Raw genomic sequence first — 17,332 nt, 5'->3', positions numbered from 1 at the left:
ATCGTCTCTCTCCAGCTCAGACGTCCGCCTCGACGCGGTCGCCGTATTCTTCCATCCAGAGCTTGCGGCTGCCCGCGCTCTTCGTCGCCATCAGGAGGTTCATCACCTCACCCGTCACGGCCTCGTCGACGTCGCCCATCCCCACGGGCAGCAGCCTGCGGGTGTCGGGATGAAGCGTAGTCTCAGCGAGCTGCTGAGCCTTCATTTCGCCCAGACCCTTGAATCGGGAGATCGAGATCTTGTCTTCCTCAAATCCCTCCTTCCTGAGGGCCGTCAGGGTGCGGGAGAGCTCTCGGTCATCAAGACAGTAGAACTTGCGCTCGGGCTTGCGGCCCCTCTTCGGCACGTCGACGCGATAGAGGGGCGGCATGGCCACGTACACATGCCCGAGTTCGATAAGCTTCGGGAAGTGACGGTAAAAGAGCGTGAGAAGCAGCACCTGAATGTGACTGCCGTCCACGTCGGCATCGGACAAAATGCAGATCTTGCCGTAGCGCAGTCCCTTGAGGTCGGGGGCTCCGTCCGCAGGGTGCGGATCAACGCCGATCGCCACGGCGATGTCGTGCACGGTGTCGCTGCCGAAGATCTTGTCGGCGTCGACCTCCCACGTGTTGAGGATCTTGCCTCGCAGCGGCAGCACGGCCTGAAACTCCTTGTTGCGACCCGACTTGGCGGAGCCGCCTGCAGAGTCGCCCTCCACGATGAAGAGCTCGTTCATGGAAATGTCGTTGGACTCGCAGTCCGTGAGCTTGCCGGGGAGCACCGCAACGCTCGAGGACTTCTTCTTCTCGTACTTCGTCGACTGGCGCTGGCGCGCCTGTGCCTGAGAGACGATGAGCTCCGCGAGCTTCTTGCCTTCCTCGATGTGGTCGTTGAGCCAGAACTCGAACTGCGGACGCACGAAGCCGCTCACGAGCTTCATCGTCTCGCGACTCGTGAGCTTCTCCTTTGTCTGCCCTTGGAACTGAGGATCAAGCGCCTTCGTGGACAGCACGAAGTTGGCCCGGCTGAAGACGTCCTCGGAGAGGATCTTCACGTTCTTCGCCTGCAGGCCGTGCGCCTGCATGAAGGCGAGCATGGCCTGATACAGGCCGTCCTTGAGCCCCGCCTCATGCGTGCCGCCCTGCGGCGTCGGGATGAGGTTCACATAGCTCTCGCGCTCAAGCCCTCCCTCGGTCGTCCAGATGACGACCCAGGCCGCGCCCTCGCCCACTGCATAGCCGTCACCGGCATCCTCAACGTAACCATGCGCCTCGAAGGGAGCGACAAGCGGTTCAGCTGCAATCTCGGAGAGGAGGTATTCGCGAAGGCCGCCCTCATACTTCCAGCATTCCTCCCTACCAGTCTTCTCATTCTTGTAGACCACTTCACAGCCGGGAAGCAGCACGGCCTTAGAGCGAAGCAGGCGAATGAGCGCACCCTCGGGAATCGCGGGGCTGTCGAAGTACTTCGGATCAGGATGAGCAGTCACACGCGTGCCCGTCTGGGACTTCGGACGCGGAGAACGGCGGGACTTGAGGGGGCTGACGACATCGCCGTCGGCAAAGCCGATCGTCGACTCCTCGCCGTCGCGCCAGACGGTGACGTCGAGCGTAGTCGAAAGTGCGTTCGTCACCGAGACGCCGACGCCGTGCAGACCGCCCGCAAAGGAATACGGACCCGAGCCGTCGGACTTGGCGAACTTGCCGCCTGCGTGCAGCCTCGTGAAGACAAGCTCGACAACAGGCACCTTCTCCTCAGGATGAAGCCCCGTCGGGATGCCTCGGCCGTTGTCCTCGACCGTGATGCCCCCGTCGGCATGAAGCGTCACCGATATGCGTGATCCGAAGCCTGCAAGGACCTCGTCCGTCGCATTGTCAACTACTTCCTGAATGATGTGGAGAGGATTGTCCGTAAGCGTGTACATCCCCGGGCGCTGCTTGACGGGTTCAAGCCCCTTGAGCACCTTGATTGAGGAGACGCCGTAGTCCTCCGCTCTGCCGTTTGTCTTCGCCATGATTACTGATTCACCCGACCGATTTTCAACACATCCAACAAAGAGGCGGATCCGTTCTGCATCCGCCTCAAAACTGTGCAAGGATTGTAACCCATGTTTTCAAAAAGGCCGTTCCCTCCCCTCCGTCTGATGAAAAGGCGTCGCAGGCAGGTGGCTTCGCATAAAATTAACCAATCGACCCTTACAAGAAAAGGCCACCCTAATGAGCAAACTTTACATGGGCTTTGACGCAGGCACCCAAAGCGTCAAGGTCGCCGTCTATGACGAGCAGTTCAACTGCCTCACGAGCCACAGCCTGCCCACGCACCTGCACTATCCGCGGCCCGGCTGGGTCGAGATGAGCGCCGACGAGTTCCTCGAGATCACCGTAAAGTCAATGGCCGCCTGTGCTCAATCCCTCAGGGAAATGGGCAGGGATCCGAAGGACGTCTGCGCCGTCATGGGCGACGGCATCATCTGCGGCATCGTCGGCGTCAACGCCGAGGGCGATGCCGTGACGCCCTACATCAACTATCTTGACAGCCGCACAACACCCGACGTCGAGGCCCTCAACGCCCGAGAACTCGAGATCTGGGGCCGCGAGACGGGCAACCCCGTTGCCTCCCCGATGTTCCCCGCGATGTTCGCCCGCTGGTTCCTGAAAAACAATGAGGCCTTCAATCGCGACGGCGTGAAGTTCGTGCACAACGCCCCCTACATCCTCATGCATCTCGCGGGCCTCAAGGGCGAGGACGCCTTCATCGACTGGGGCGCCATGTCCGGCTGGGGCCTGGGCTACGACGTCCAGAAAAAGTGCTGGTCCGACGAACAGCTCGAAATTCTCGGCATCGACAGGAAGTACATGCCCGAAATCGTGAAGCCCTGGGACAAAGTCGGCGGCCTTTCCGAGGCAATGGCCGAACGCACGGGCCTCAGGGCGGGCATTCCCATTCTGGGCGGCGCAGGCGACACGATGCAGTCCATGCTTGGCTCCGGCATCTTCGAGGCAGGCCAGGGCGTCGACGTGGCAGGCACCTGCGCTATGTTCTGCGTCTCGACGAAGGGCATCATCCCCGAGCTCTCCAAACCGGGCACAGGGCTCATCTTCAATTCGGGCACGCTCCCCGACACCTACTTCTACTGGGGCTTCGTCCGCACGGGCGGTCTCGCCCTGCGCTGGTTCAAGGACAACGTCTGCAAGAAGGCGGACGATGCTGCCTACTACGGCCCGATGACGGAAGGCGCGGAGAAAGTGCCCGCAGGTTGCCGTGGCGTGATGTTCCTGCCCTACCTTACGGGCGGTTCGGGCGAAGAGAAGGAAGCGAGCGGATGCTTCCTCAACATGACCATGGACGACGACCAGTTCGTCATGTGGCGTGCCGTGCTTGAAGCCATCGGCTACGACTACATGGGCCTTGCCGACAGCTATCGCGCGGCTGGTGTCGACCTCAACCGCATCACCGTGACGGAAGGCGGTTCGCGCAACGAGCTCTGGAACAGGATCAAGAGCCACATGCTCGGCGCGGACGTCGTGCGCTTTCGCAATGCGGGCGGCGCTGTCCTCACAAACTGCATCGTCGCGGCCCACGCCGTGGGCGACGCGCCCGACGTCAGGAAGGTGCTCTCTGACAACATCGAGCGCGACGCCGAGTATGCACCCGTTCCCGCGCTCACGAGCCGCTACCGCACGCTTTACGACATGCGTCAGAAGCTCGTGCGAGAGGACATGAAGACCGCCTTCAGCCGCCTCGTCGCCATGCGAACCATCGAATAACAAATAACGCCTCGATCCCGTTCAGCTCGAGAACGGACGCCCGTTCCGGTCAGGAGGGGCGCCCTCTTCTTTTGAAGAATGGGAAAGGGGCGCCGTCCGTCGGACATGCGCCCCTTTGCGGGATCAGGCAAAGCCGGAATTACTCGGCGTCCTCACCCTTGTTCTCGCCCTTGATGAAGTCGGGGCGGAGGATCTCTTCGCCGAGCTCCTGGCGGAGGGCGGAGAGATAACCGCGGCGATCGGCTTCGCCGTAGATCGTGGCGAACTCGCGCGAGAGGGACTTCAGCTCGTTTTCGGTCGGAGCCTTCACCTTGGCGGCGTTCACGAACGCGACGAAGTAGGCGCCGCCGTCAACCTGCATGCCCGTGTAGGCGGGGAGCTTGTCGGCGGGAAGCGCAACCATGCGGTCAACGAGCTGGGCGGGATGACCGAGCAGATTCTGGCGGGAGACCCAGACGGCCTTGCTGAAGCCGTCAAGAGACTTCGACTGGCGGACCTCGGCGACCTTCTTCTCGCCGGCGGCCTTGGCGAGCTCACCCGCCTTGCGCAGCTTCAGACCGTCCTCGATCTGACCCTTGACCTCGTCAAACGGACGAACGGCCTTCGGGAAGTGCTTCTCGACGCGGGCGGCGACAAGCTGATTGGAGCCCACTTCGACGGCAGCGGAATTGCGCTTTTCCTGCAGGCATTCGGAGCCGTAGAGGTTTTCAAGCACGTGTTCGTTGAAGAACGGAGCCAGTTCGGGATCGGCAGGACCCTGACGCGTAACGTCCTCGGCGGTCATGAGCTTGAGGCCGAACTTCTGGGCGGCGGGCTCGAGGCTGTCGGCCTGCTCGTAGACGATGTTCGTGAACTCTTCTGCCTTTTCGGAGAATTCGCGCAGAGCCATCTGGTCGATGTATTCGGCCTCGATGTCGGCGCGGACTTCGTTGAAGTCACGCACGCGGGCCGGATGGATGTCGGTCACGTAGATGACGTGCCAGCCGAAGTCGCTCTCGACGGGGCCGACGATGTCACCCTTCTTGGCGGAGAAGACGGCGTCCTCAAAGGGCTTGACCATCATGCCGCGGCCGAAGAAGGAGAGATCGCCGCCCTCAACGGCGGAGCCCGTGTCGACGGAATTTTCCTTGGCCAGTTTGGCGAAGGAGGACGGATCGGCCTTGGCCTTGCCGAGGATTTCTTCGGCCTTCTTCTTGGAAGCGGCCTTGTCGTCGCCGAAGCTGATCAGGATGTGGCTGGCACGACGCTCCTCAGCCGTGGCGTAGCGCTGCTTGTTCTGTTCGTAATAGCTGCGAACGTCCTCTTCATTGGGCTTGATGGAGGCCTTGAAGCTTTCGGGCGAGAGGACGACGTACTGGGCCGTGACGTGCTCGTCGGCCATGAACTCGGACTGATGGCCGTCGTAGTAGGCCTTGACCTCATCGGGCGTCACCTTCACGTCGCCCATGTACTGGTCGATGTTGAAGATGAGCGTCTGGACTTCACGCTCTTCGGTGATGATCTTGTGCAGATGCTCAACGACGGCGGACGGCACGGGATAGGTGGCGGTCACGCCCGTGAGAAGAGCCTCCTTGGCGAGGTCGCGGCGGACTTCAGCCACAAACTGCTGGTCGCTCTTGCCCTGGCTCTGGAGGAAGCGCTCGTAGAGCGCGGGAGAAAACTGACCGTTCTCCTTGAGCGCATCGGCGTTCTTGATGAGCGCAACGGCTTCCTGCTCGCTCACGCCGACATGCTCTCTGGCAACCGTCTGGGTGACGGCGGCCTCGTCCATCAGATTGCGCACGAGGGCTTCGCGGGCCTCAGGCGTGTCGAGCATGCCTGCACGGAACTGGTCGCCCATCTGCTGGCGAAGGCGCTCGAGCTGCTGGCGCTTAGCCTGGTCGAAGAGTTCCGGCGTAATGGAGCTGTCGCCGACCTTGGCGATGGAGTTGTCAGCCTGGGTCATGCGGTTGTAGCTGTAGATGCCCGTCACGACGAAGCTCGGAATAATCAGCACCATGGCGATGAACATCAGCCAGCGCTTGTGATCGCGAAATGCCTGAAGCATGAACGTTTCCTTGTTGTCTTGGCCAACTGTCGCCCGACGGACGCAGAGAGGCCTCGTTCCCGATGATTTTTTAGAGCAAAAAAAAGGCGAACCGCAAGGTTCGCCTCTTTTCAGAATCTGTTGGCGGAGTGGACGGGACTCGAACCCGCGACCCCCGGCGTGACAGGCCGGTATTCTAACCAACTGAACTACCACTCCGCACATCATGTGCTTGTCGCAATCTGTCGATGTACGCTCGGAAACGTTGGCGGAGTGGACGGGACTCGAACCCGCGACCCCCGGCGTGACAGGCCGGTATTCTAACCAACTGAACTACCACTCCGTTTTCAGAGCTTTTGCATCAGCAGAGAAGCGTATTATACAGAACTTTTCCAATCTGTCAAGAAGTTTTTTTTCCAAAACTCCTCAACTATTTTGACTGGTGGGTGCTGAGAGGGTCGAACTCCCGACCATCGCCGTGTAAAGGCGGTGCTCTACCAACTGAGCTAAGCACCCCCACGGTAAAAGTCCTGCATGACGCCTCGTTGCGCGCTGCAGAACTCGGATTGTACACGATGCCCTAGGCAAAACCATACCGCAAACACGGTATGCCTTGCTCGCTTCGGCCATTCCTCAAACGTGTTCGGCCCGACCGCTTGCGCGGACGGGCCGAACATCATTTCATGCGAGGAACCTCCTTCTCAGAAGGCCCTCTTCCCGCAAGGTCAGGCATGGACCTCAAGCGTGGGAGTCTTGCCCGCACTGCTGGCCTTGGAGGACCTTTCCTCTGCGGCGGACGCAGCGGCTTCGCCGGTCGCGGCCCCTGCTGCAGCTCCAGCCGTTTCAGCTTCGACCGCGAGAGGCTCGGGCAGGCGGACGAGCGCCTGTGCGATCACCTCATCGATGGTCTTCACGGGGATGACCTCGATCTGAGTCTTGGCGGTCTCGGGCACGTCCTCAAGATCGCGCCTGTTGACATCGGGGATCAGGATCTTCGTGCAGCCCGCACGGACGGCGGCGAGGAGCTTTTCCTTGAGGCCGCCGATTTCGAGCACTTCGCCGTGAAGCGTGATCTCGCCCGTCATGGCGACGTCGGAGCGTACGGGAATTCCCGTCATGGCCGAGATGATGGCCGTGGTCGTGGCGATGCCTGCCGACGGACCGTCCTTGGGCGTCGCACCCTCAGGATAGTGGACGTGAAGGTCGGTTTCGTAGAAGCGCTTCGTGTCGATGCCGAGGTTGGCCGCACGGGCGCGCACGACGGAGCGGGCCGTCTCGACGCTTTCCTTCATCACGTCGCCGAGACTGCCCGTACGCTGCACGCCCCCCTTGCCGGGGAAGATCTGAGCTTCGATAACGAGCATTTCACCACCCACGGACGTCCAGGCCAGGCCGTTGACGACGCCCACGCGCGGCTCCTTGCTGGCAAGGCCGATCGTGTACTTGGCGGGCCCAAGATAGGTGCTGAGGCTTTCGGGCTTGATCACCACCTTTTCAGGCATGCTACCGCCCTTCTTGTCGGCGGCGAACACAACCTTGCGGAAGATCTTGCCGATGAGACGCTCAAGTCCGCGCACGCCCGCCTCGCGGGTCCAGTAGCGGATGATGTCGACGATGGCCTCTCGGGGGAGGTCGACCTCTTCAGCCTTGAGCCCCGTGGCGCGAAGCTGCTTGGGAATCAGGTGGTGCTCGGAGATGTGGATCTTCTCCTCCTCGGTATAGCCCGAAAGAGAAATCACCTCCATGCGGTCCAGCAGGGCCGGCGGAATGTCGTAGCTGTTCGAGGTCGCCACAAACATCACGTCGGAGAGATCCACCGGAATCTCCATGTAGTGGTCGGCAAACGCGTTGTTCTGTTCGGGATCAAGCACCTCGAGCATGGCCGAAGCGGGATCCCCGCGATGATCCGTGCCCATCTTGTCGATTTCGTCAAGCAGGAAGAGCGGGTTGCGCACGCCGGCACGAATCATGCTCTTGATGATCTGACCTGGCATCGAGCCCACGTAGGTGCGACGGTGGCCGCGAATCTCACTTTCGTCATGCACGCCGCCCAGAGCCACGCGCACATACTTGCGGCCCGTGGCTCGGGCGATGGACTCGCCGAGCGAGGTCTTGCCGACGCCGGGCGCACCCACGAAGCAGAGAATCGGAGACTTCACCTTGCCCACGCGCTTCTGAACGGCGAGATACTCGAGAATCCTCTCCTTCACCTTTTCGAGACCGGAGTGATCCTCGTCAAGAATGCGGGCGGCGGCCTCAAGGTCGCGCGAAACGCGGGACTTCTTCGTCCACGGATAGTCCGTGAGCGTTTCGATGTAGCTGCGCACGACGACGGACTCGGAGCTCATCGCCGGCATCTGGCGCAGGCGGCGAAGCTCGTTGCGCACGGTCTCCTCGGCGTACTTGGGCATCTTCGCCGAGGCGATGCGGGCTTCAAGATCGGCGTATTCTTCATCAGCGCCCTCATCCGTGTCGCCGAGCTCCTTGCGGATGGCCTTGAGTTGCTCGTGGAGATAGTAGTCGCGCTGGTTCTTGTCCATCTGGCGCTTGACGCGGCCGTCGATGCGAACATTGAGCTTCTGAAGATCAATCTGGGTCAGCAGGAAGTCGATCCCATGACGGAAGCGCGCCGCAAGGTCGACCTCGGCAAGCATCTCCATCTTGGCGGCAGCAAGGCCGGACATCTGGCCACAGACAAGGTCAAGCAGACGCTCGGGATCAGTCTCCGCGTCGAAACGGCCCGCAGGCTCGCTCTTTCCGGTGCCGAAGGAGCCGTATTTCTTCCACTCACTCATCAACTGGCGGCGCAGCGGCTCAAGCGTGCGCTCTGGGGCGTAGACGGTATGGAGGCGGGTGCAGCGAGCCACAAGCGAGCCGTCACGCTCGAAGAGCGAGTCGACGCGATAGCGGGCGAGGCCCTCGACGAGCATCTTCGAGGTGCCGTCAGCCAGGCCGAAGAACTGCATCACGCTTGCGAGCGTGCCGACCCCGTAGCAGTCGTCCTGCTTGGGCGCATCGGTGTCGGGCTCCTTCTGCGTGACCACGAAAACGTACTTATTGTCGGATTGAAAGGCCTTCCTAGCGGCGTTGACGGAAGCCTCGCGCGCCATGAAGACGGGCACCAGCGTCGAGGGGAAGATCACCATGTCCCGCACTGCGACAGCAGGCACTTCAATTTGTTCGGGGTAAATCACTTCCCCGTCGGTCATGTTGTCCAAATCTCTAGTCCTAGTGAATGTTCGGTTCGGTCTTGAATATATGGGGGCCAGAGCCCCCGTTTTCAAGTCGTATGCAGATCAGTTTCGTCAGTCGTGCTCGATGAGCTCAACGGGTGCGCTCTTCTCGACCGTCTCACGCGTAACGCGCGCCCGCGCGATGTTTCCACGCGTCGGAATGTCGAACATGGCATCAAGAAGCACGCCCTCGACGATGGAGCGCAGGCCTCGGGCGCCCGTCTTGCGGGCGATGGCCTTTTCGGCGACCGCCTTGAGCGCGTCGGGCGTGAACTCGAGTTCGACGTCCTCCATGCCGAGCAGGGCCTGATACTGGCGGACGATGGCGTTCTTGGGCTTCGTGAGGATGGCGATGAGCGCCTCCTCGTCGAGCTCCTGAAGCGCAGCGATCACGGGCAGACGGCCGACGAGCTCGGGGATCAGGCCGTACTTCACGAGGTCGGCGGGCTCGACCTGGCTGTACACCTTGGTGAGGCTCTTGTCGCCGTCCTTGCTGAAGACGCGGCCTCCAAAGCCCATCTCCGCCCTTTCGGTGCGGCGGCTGATGATGCTCTGCATGCCGTCGAAGGCGCCGCCGCAGATGAAGAGGATCTGCGAGGTGTCGACCTGAATCATGGCCTTGCCGGGATTCTTGCGGCCGCCCTGGGCGGGCATGCTTGCCACGGTGCCCTCGACGAGCTTGAGCAGCGCCTGCTGCACGCCTTCGCCGGACACGTCGCGCGTGATCGACGGGTTCTCGCTCTTGCGAGCGATCTTGTCGATTTCGTCAAGGTAGATGATGCCTCGCTGGGCGCGCTCGATGTCGCCGTCGGCGGCCTGCACGAGCTTGGCGACGATGTTCTCGACGTCCTCGCCCACGTAGCCCGCCTCGGTGAGCGTCGTCGCGTCGGCAATGGCGAACGGCACGTCGAGCGCACGGGCAAGCGTCTGCGCCAGCAGCGTCTTGCCGGAGCCCGTCGGACCGATCAGAAGAATGTTTGACTTCTGAAGCTCGACGGAGCGCGCAGCGTCCGCCTGGTTCTTCAGTCGCTTGTAGTGGTTGTAGACCGCCACGGATAGCGTGCGCTTGGCGCGCTCCTGACCTACGACGTACTGGTCGAGCAGGTCATAGAGCTCCTTGGGCTTGGGCAGGGGCTTCTCAGCCTCGGGCTTCGCCTCGGGAGCGCTCTCAGGAGTGGGGCCGCTCCTGAGCTCGTCGTTCATCGAGCGGATGCATTCACCGCAGATCAGTTCGCCGCGAATGCCGGAGAAGAGCTCCTTGCACTCGCTCTCGCTGCGGCCGCAGAAGGAACAGGTTCGCATGTCATTCACCTCGATTCCGCTCAAAGCGCCTTTTCAAGCTCGGCGCGCGTCGTGAAGATGCGGTCGACGAGGCCGTAGTTCATGGCCTCCTCGCCCACGAGCCAGTAGTCACGCTCGGTGTCGAGGGAGACTTCGGAAACAGGCTTGCCGCAGTTGTCGGCAAGAATCTGGTTGAGCTCCTGCTTCGTGCGCAGGATCTGGCGGGCGGTAATCTCGATTTCGGTCGCCTGCCCCTGGATGCCGCCGAGCGGCTGATGGATCATGACGCGGGAGTGCGGCAGCGCATAGCGGCGGCCCTTCTCGCCCGAGCTCAGGAGGAGCGCGCCCATCGAGGCGGCAAGGCCCACGCAGATCGTGCAGACCTTCGGACGAATGAACTTCATCGTGTCGTAGATGCCCATGCCGGCGGAAACGGAACCGCCGGGGCTGTTGATGTAGAAGTAGATGTCCTTGTCCGGATTCTCGCTCTCGAGGAAGAGCATCTGTGCAATCACGAGGCTCGCGGACTGGTCGTTCACCTCACCCGTAAGGAAGATGATGCGGTCGCGAAGGAGGCGCGAATAGATGTCGTAGCTGCGTTCGCCGCGGCCGGTGTCTTCAATGACATAAGGGACTAGCATTTTTTTATTCGCCTTGTGGAAAAAGGGGTATCTGCCGATTGTAGCGGAGCGAGCGGAAAAGCTCCCGCCTGCGGACCACGGAAAAGAAAAAAGAGGCATCCGGCGTGTTGTCCGTGATGCCTCTCGAGTCGATCAGGGCCGGCGCGGCAGGCCGCGCCCGCAAGTCTGACGTTGTCCCGTTCGTTAGAACTGGCCGGCCATCAGCTTGTCGAATTCAACCGTTTCCTCAACGGTCTTGGCCTTGGCGAGGATCCATTCGGTCACGTTGTTTTCCGTGGCCTGGGCGCGGAGGTTGCCCACGCGGTTCTGGTCCTTCATGATGTACTCGATGACTTCTTCCGGCTTTTCGTAGCTGGAAGCGATATCGGCGGCGATTTCACGAACCTGTTCGTCGGAACCGGAGATATTTTCCTGAGAGATCAGGGCTTCGACGAAGAGGCCGAGGCGCACGCGGCGTTCAGCCTGCGGCTTGAAGGCGTCGACGGGCATGGCGGGCATCTTCTTGACGTCGATGCCGCGGCCGGCGAGGTCGCTTTCCATCTGCTGGCGGAGGGCTTCGCACTGGTCGTTCACGAGAACGGTCGGAAGGGCGAAGTCGCAGGCGTTGGCGGCGGCTTCCATCACTTCGGCCTTGGTCTTCGTTTCGAGGCGGGCCTTGACTTCGCGTTCGAGGTTGGCGCGGATTTCAGCGCGCATGGCTTCAACACCACCCTTGACGCCGAGGCTGGCGGCGAATTCGTCGTCAACTTCCGGGTAGGCGGGTTCGGCGACTTCGACGACTTCAACGTCGAATTCAACGGCCTGACCTTCGAGTTCCTTGATGCCGTAGTCGGCGGGGAAGGTCATCGGGAAGGTCTTCTTTTCACCGGCAGCCATGCCCGTGACGGCGGCTTCGAACTCGGGGAGCATGCGGCCCTGGCCGAGAACGAACACGTAGCCTTCGGCGGAACCGCCCTGGAATTCAACGCCGTCCTTCTTGCCCTTGAAGTTGAGCTTGACGCGGTCGTCGTTGGCGGCGGCGCGTTCCACGACGTTGTACGTGGCGCGCTGGCGGCGCATGACGTCAATCGTCTTTTCGACTTCGGCGTCCGTCACCGGGCAGACGTAGCGCTTGAGTTCGACGGCGGAGAAGTCGGGAACCTGAACGTCAGGGAACACTTCGAACTTGGCCGTGAAGTGCATGTTCTCCTTGTCCTCTTCGTTCTTGGCGGCGTCGATGCGCGGATAGCCGGCAATGCGGAGCTCGCTTTCGGAGGCGGCCTTCTGCCAGGCTTCGCCGACGAGCTGGTTGATGGCTTCGTCATAGGCCTGCATGCCGTACATGCGGCGGACCTGAGCGGCCGGAACGTGACCCTTGCGGAAGCCCGGGAGCTTGGCGTTCTTGCCGTAGTTCTTCAGGGCCTTTTCGGTGAGTTCTTCAGCGGAAGCGTAGGAAACGACCAGATCGAGCGTGCGTTCGAGCGGGTTGACCTTGGCGACCTCTTCGGTCTTGACGGTTTCTTGTTCAGTCATCGCAGTAGTCTTTATAAAAGTCCGCCCGCTTGACGCGCGGCGGAATTTGTGGAAGAAATCCGTCCCTTTGCAGAACGGACCGCGTGAAAAATCCTTTCCAGAGCGAAGCGCACCCGCATGCGGCGGACCGTCGTTCGTTCTCTTCTATAAAAAGAGCATCCGCCGGCTTCTGATGTCGGCGGACCTGAATTTTTTAATTATAGCGGAGAAATTCAGCTGTTGTTTCAACGGGTTCCTGCGGGAAACCCGCTCCCCGCACTGAATTCGGCCTCGATTCAGGCGCCGTCCTCCTCTTGTGCAGGAGACGCCTTCCTCCGCATCCGCACGGCCAATTGCTTACAATTCCTGCGACGAGGCTCTTTCGAGCTTGCTAGAATTTTTCTCCCGTTCAATCCGGCCTGCGCCAGCCCTCATCTTCCTCCTGCCTTCAGAACCATGCGGTCCCGTCTTTCCCTTCTGACCATCTCCTTCGCCATGCTCTCCCTTCTTGCAGGCTGCGCAACTGCGCCCAGGGGGACGAACACTGATGCGGGGACGCAACAGGAAGTCACGAGTACCCGCCGTCACACGACCGCAGAACGCTTTGCAAAGACCACCGACAACGAACTCTACAACGAGAGGATCGCTCAGGTGTCAAGGGACATACGCGCCATCTGCACCTCGCCAGCAAACCGTCCTTACTATGCGAAGACGCCCTGCCTGCCCTCGGGCATGACGGAAGCTCACCTCAAGGACGGCTCGCGCATCACCCCGGAGGCGCGACGCGTCGCTGAGCGCGTCTTTGCAAGCCTGCACAAGCTCAACGAGGACACCCGCAGCCTGATGATCTCCTCGGGAGACGCCCACCTCATCAAGCTTGCGCGCCATTCCCGTGAAATGGTCGATCCAAAAATCTCCGCCCTGCAGTCCTCGCTTCTCAAGGGCGCCATGACCTGGGCCGAGTACAACCGCGCCCGTCTCGAGGTCTACGATGCAAGCAGGACGGGCGCTCCCGCCGAATGACACGCCATCAGGCTCAAGGTCAGGACATCCGCGCCCTGAATTCCTGTAGAATGCGTTGTTCGTGCGGGGATGGCGAAATTGGTAGACGCACCAGGTTTAGGTCCTGACGCCGTTGAGGCGTGTCGGTTCGAGTCCGATTCCCCGCACCAAGGATTAAAAAAGAAAAGGGAGACGCTTCCGAGTGTCTCCCTTTTCTTCATTCAGCCCGCCGCAGGGCAAATGGGGCGCGGCCGTGCGCACCCCTTCACAAGTCAGTGCTTGTGACCGCAACCGCAGCCGCAGCCGCAGGCGCCTTCCTCGTGATGATGGTGATGATGCTCTTTACCGTCATGATGATGGTGGTGCTCGCCGCAACCGCACTCATCTTCATGGTGGTGATGATGTTCGCCACAGCCGCAACCACACGCTTCCTCGTGGTGATGGTCATGACCGCCGCAACCGCAGCCGCATTCCTCTTCGGCATGATGGTGGTGATGGCCGCCACAGCCGCAGCCGCACTCTTCCTCGTCGTGGTGGTGCCCGCCGCAGCCACAGCCGCATTCCTCTTCGCCGTGATGGTGATGATGACCGCCGCAGCCGCAACCGCCGCCACAGCCGCAGCCGCCTGCATGACGCTCGATGCGGACGGGTTCGAAGGCCTCTTCGACCTCGGTGACCTCGAGACCGATCATGCCGAGCATCTTGGCGATGTTCGGGAGCGGCCGAACGGCGAAGCCCTCGGGAGCTTCGGCCACTTCGACGCCGCGGTTGATGAGGGCGCCGACGGCCTCCTGCATCGTGCGCAGGTCGCCCGTCACGTGAAGAACCTTTTCAACGGCGGGACGCACGACCCAGAACTGGCCTGCGTCGTCAACGAAAACGTCGTTGACGAAGAGCGGGCGCTTTTCCTCAACGGAGACGGCGATCACGCCTTCGGGCGTTTCAAAGGAGTCCTCCCAGGCCATGCGCTGGGCGGACGTGAGAACGAGCTGCTTGGCGCGGGCGAGAATGGGCTGGGCAGGGGCCGCTTCGGGCGGCAGGAGCTTGGTAAAAGTCGTCATTTTGAATTCCTGTGAGGCCGGCGCCTCGCGAAGCGACAGGCTTCGCCCTCAGGCGCCGACAAGTGTCTACCCATTTTAAGCAAAGAGAATCATTCGCGTGTAAGAAAACTTTGCGCCCGGCAAAGGCTATTCGACAGCAGCCGCCAGCGCATCGGAAAGACGGTCGACGGCAATGACCTCGAGGCCCTCGACGGGCGTTCTCGGCGCATTGGCGCGCGGAATCACGGCCTTTGCGAAGCCAAGCTTCGCCGCCTCACGAAGCCTTTCCTGACCTCTGGGCGCAGGCCTGATTTCTCCGGCGAGGCCCACTTCGCCGAAGACAACGAGACCGCGGCGCAGGGGCTTGTTTCGAATGCTCGAATAGATGGCGCACAAAAGCGCGAGGTCGGCCGCTGGCTCCGAGATCTTCACGCCGCCCACGGCGTTGACGAAGACGTCCTGATCAAAGCAGCCCACGCCCGCGTGGCGGTGCAGGACCGCAAGAAGCATGGCAAGGCGCTGCGAGTCCACGCCGAGGGCAAGCCTCCTCGGCGCGGGCAGGTGCGTGGCGTCGACGAGCGCCTGAATCTCAACGAGAAGCGGGCGAGTGCCCTCCTGCGTCACCAGCACGCTCGACCCGGGAATGTCGGACTTGTATTCGGAGAGGAAGATGGCCGACGGGTTCGTCACGCCGCGAAGACCGTGATCCGTCATGGCGAAGACGCCGAGCTCGTTCACGGCGCCGAAGCGGTTCTTGAAGGCGCGCACGAGACGGAAGTTCGAGTGCTGGTCGCCCTCGAAATAGAGCACCGTATCGACGATGTGCTCGAGAATTCGAGGACCGGCAAGAGAGCCGTCCTTGGTGACGTGACCGACGAAGATGAGGGTCGTACCCACGGTCTTGGCCATGCGCGTGAGTCTTGCGGCGCACTCGCGCACCTGAGAAACGGAACCCGGCGCGCTGTCAAGCAGGCTTGAGAAGATGGTCTGGATCGAGTCGATCACGACGTACTCGGGCTTGCGGCTAGAAATCACGCTCTCGATATGCTCGAGCTCGATTTCACTCATGAGGGTGAGGCCGCGGGGCTCGAGCTGAAGGCGCTGCGCCCTGAGCGCGATCTGCGTGGGGCTTTCCTCGCCCGAAACGTAAAGCGCCGAATGGCCGAGCTCGACGAGTCTGGCCATGACCTGCAGCAGAAGCGTCGACTTGCCGATGCCGGGGTCGCCGCCGATCAGGGCGACGCATCCCTTCACAAGCCCGCCTCCCATGACTCGGTCGAATTCGCCGAGTCCCGTCACGGTGCGGGGGATCTCCTCGATCGCCACGTCGGAGAGGTCCTGCAGGGAGCCCGTCGTGTCGACGAAGCCGCCTGCGGAGCGCGGGGAGCCCGCACCGTAGCGGGCGGCGGCGCCCTGCGACACCTTGAACTCCTGGAGCGTGTTCCAGGCCTTGCAGTGCGGGCACTGTCCCTGCCACTTGGCAGTCGTGCCGCCGCACTCATTGCAGACGAATTCGGTTCTGGTCTTGGTCGTGCGAGGTGCCATCGGTTGCCGTATGTCGGTTGTCAGTGCTTGATTTGAAGCGGAACGCGGCGTGCAAGCGCGCAGATGAGCTCATAGCCGATCGTGCCTGCAGCGGCCGCCACTCGGTTGACGGGCAGGTGCCTGCCCCAGAGCTCCACGCGGCTGCCGAGGCCTGCGGACGGGATGTCGGTGATGTCGATCTCGAGCATGTCCATCGAGACGGCGCCCACGAGCGGCGCGATGGCGCCCTCGACCCACGTGGGAGAGCCGTCGGGCATCGAACGTGGATAACCGTCCGCGTAGCCGCAGGCAACGATGCCCACGCGCGTGGGACGCTTGGCGATCCAGCGCGAGCCGTAGCCCACGGCCTCGCCCGGCGCAATCTCCTGAACGGCGATGATCTTCGCCGAGAGCGTCATGGCGGGAATGAGGCCGAGCTCCTCGGAGGAAATGTGGGAGTCAGGGCTCACGCCGTAAAGCGCAACGCCCGCACGCACGCCGTCACCTCCCACTTCGGGATGCCAGAGGATGGCAGCGGAGTTGGCCATGCAGGCCGCCGTGGCGGAATGCGCGAGCCTGCCCATGCGGGTGAGCTGCCGGGAGACCGATGCGGGCGCATCGCCGAGATAGCTCGGCTCGGCGTTGGCAAAGTGCGTGACGACGCCCATCACCTTCACGCCCGGAATGGACGTGAGGAGGTCGTAGATCGTGCCCACCTCGACGGGCAGGAAGCCCAGACGGTTCATGCCCGAGTTCACCTTGATGTGAACCTTCACCTCACGCAGCTGGAGACGCTTGAGAATGTCGATCTGCCACATGGAGTGGACGACCGTTTCGACGTCAAGGTCCTGAAGCGGCTCGATGTCCGTTTCATCGAAGAAGCCCTCCAGAAGCAGCACGCGCTTGTGCCAGCCCGCGCGGCGCGCGCGTTCGGCGTCGCACAGGTCGATGGTCGCAAAGCCGTCCGCATCGGCGAAGGCCTCGACGGCATTCTCAAGACCGTGGCCGTAGGCATTGGCCTTGACGACCGCCCAGAGGGTGCGATCGCCGACACTCTCACGAAGGCGGGCAAGATTGTGCTTCAGCGCCTGAATATCAATTTCAGCGTATATGGGACGGGGCACTCGAATACTCTTCTTTCATAAGTCAAGGGAACCCGCACGGGGCGTCTCGTGCAGAAACCCGTTAATGTTACTCGCCTGCGCCGCGATTCGTTCGAATTTCACAATTTGAAAGTGACTCGGCCCACCTCCCGCCTCTCCCCGTTCTCGGAAGGAATTTGCACCGAATGTTTACGTACGCCCTCAGGCAAGGTAGACTTAACGGATTGACCTCCAACCATTCA

The 17,332-nt window shown here is 61.8% G+C and carries 11 protein-coding genes and 4 tRNA genes; 3 read left to right on the top strand and 12 right to left on the bottom strand.

The features are described 5' to 3' along the window. Positions 1–16 precede the first annotated feature (16 nt). Complete coding sequence (locus HMPREF3036_RS05525; RefSeq protein ID WP_062332290.1) at positions 17–1,996, bottom strand: DNA topoisomerase IV subunit B; 1,980 nt, start codon at positions 1,994–1,996, stop codon at positions 17–19. A gap of 202 nt (positions 1,997–2,198) precedes the next feature. On the opposite strand from HMPREF3036_RS05525, the gene HMPREF3036_RS05520 reads away from it, so the two are divergent. Then, the gene (locus HMPREF3036_RS05520) at positions 2,199–3,749 is read left to right on the top strand and encodes an FGGY-family carbohydrate kinase (protein WP_062332288.1); all 1,551 of its coding nucleotides are present in this window, start codon (positions 2,199–2,201) and stop codon (positions 3,747–3,749) included. Positions 3,750–3,888: 139 nt separating this feature from the next. Here the strand turns inward: HMPREF3036_RS05520 and HMPREF3036_RS05515 are convergent, their stop codons facing one another. From HMPREF3036_RS05515 to tig, 8 genes are all read right to left on the bottom strand, one after another. Further along, positions 3,889–5,796, bottom strand: a complete 1,908-nt coding sequence (locus tag HMPREF3036_RS05515) for a SurA N-terminal domain-containing protein (RefSeq protein ID WP_005435822.1) — start codon at positions 5,794–5,796, stop codon at positions 3,889–3,891. A 121-nt stretch (positions 5,797–5,917) separates the two neighbouring features. Next, positions 5,918–5,994, bottom strand: a tRNA-Asp gene (locus HMPREF3036_RS05510). A 47-nt stretch (positions 5,995–6,041) separates the two neighbouring features. Then, a tRNA-Asp gene (locus tag HMPREF3036_RS05505) sits at positions 6,042–6,118 on the bottom strand. 97 nt (positions 6,119–6,215) lie between these two features. Then, positions 6,216–6,291 (bottom strand) — tRNA-Val (locus HMPREF3036_RS05500). A 209-nt stretch (positions 6,292–6,500) separates the two neighbouring features. After that, entirely contained in the window at positions 6,501–8,984 is a 2,484-nt protein-coding gene (gene lon / locus HMPREF3036_RS05495) for an endopeptidase La (RefSeq protein WP_005435821.1), read from the bottom strand. A 96-nt stretch (positions 8,985–9,080) separates the two neighbouring features. Further along, positions 9,081–10,310 (bottom strand): ATP-dependent Clp protease ATP-binding subunit ClpX, encoded by a 1,230-nt coding sequence (gene clpX, locus HMPREF3036_RS05490; protein WP_062332351.1) that lies wholly within the window; start codon positions 10,308–10,310, stop codon positions 9,081–9,083. 20 nt (positions 10,311–10,330) lie between these two features. Further along, on the bottom strand, positions 10,331–10,930 hold the full coding sequence (gene clpP / locus HMPREF3036_RS05485; RefSeq protein ID WP_005435819.1) for an ATP-dependent Clp endopeptidase proteolytic subunit ClpP: 600 nt from the start codon (positions 10,928–10,930) through the stop codon (positions 10,331–10,333). Between the two features lie 183 nt (positions 10,931–11,113). Continuing rightward, positions 11,114–12,442 (bottom strand): trigger factor, encoded by a 1,329-nt coding sequence (gene tig / locus HMPREF3036_RS05480; protein ID WP_005435815.1) that lies wholly within the window; start codon positions 12,440–12,442, stop codon positions 11,114–11,116. A 435-nt stretch (positions 12,443–12,877) separates the two neighbouring features. Between tig and HMPREF3036_RS05475 the strand changes: the two genes are divergently transcribed. Both HMPREF3036_RS05475 and HMPREF3036_RS05470 read left to right on the top strand, forming a co-directional pair. After that, complete coding sequence (locus HMPREF3036_RS05475) at positions 12,878–13,444, top strand: hypothetical protein (RefSeq protein WP_005435814.1); 567 nt, start codon at positions 12,878–12,880, stop codon at positions 13,442–13,444. A gap of 63 nt (positions 13,445–13,507) precedes the next feature. Beyond that, positions 13,508–13,593 (top strand) — tRNA-Leu (locus tag HMPREF3036_RS05470). Positions 13,594–13,695: 102 nt separating this feature from the next. On the opposite strand, the gene HMPREF3036_RS05465 is transcribed toward HMPREF3036_RS05470, so the two are convergent. From HMPREF3036_RS05465 to alr, 3 genes are all read right to left on the bottom strand, one after another. Continuing rightward, positions 13,696–14,484 carry an urease accessory protein UreE gene (locus HMPREF3036_RS05465; RefSeq protein WP_062332285.1) on the bottom strand — a complete coding sequence of 263 codons (789 nt, stop codon included), beginning with the start codon at positions 14,482–14,484 and terminating at the stop codon, positions 13,696–13,698. A gap of 126 nt (positions 14,485–14,610) precedes the next feature. Continuing rightward, positions 14,611–16,008: a DNA repair protein RadA gene (gene radA, locus HMPREF3036_RS05460; protein ID WP_062332282.1), complete on the bottom strand. Its 1,398-nt coding sequence runs from the start codon at positions 16,006–16,008 to the stop codon at positions 14,611–14,613. 20 nt (positions 16,009–16,028) lie between these two features. Next, the gene (alr, locus tag HMPREF3036_RS05455) at positions 16,029–17,111 is read right to left on the bottom strand and encodes an alanine racemase (protein ID WP_005435805.1); all 1,083 of its coding nucleotides are present in this window, start codon (positions 17,109–17,111) and stop codon (positions 16,029–16,031) included. Positions 17,112–17,332 lie beyond the last annotated feature (221 nt).

The organism is Sutterella sp. KLE1602, from assembly GCF_001578585.1.
Classification (GTDB): Bacteria; Pseudomonadota; Gammaproteobacteria; order Burkholderiales; family Burkholderiaceae_F; genus Sutterella; species Sutterella wadsworthensis_A.
The sequence above is the reverse complement of the archived record's forward strand: the minus strand, read 5'-3'. Positions and strand labels throughout refer to the sequence as shown.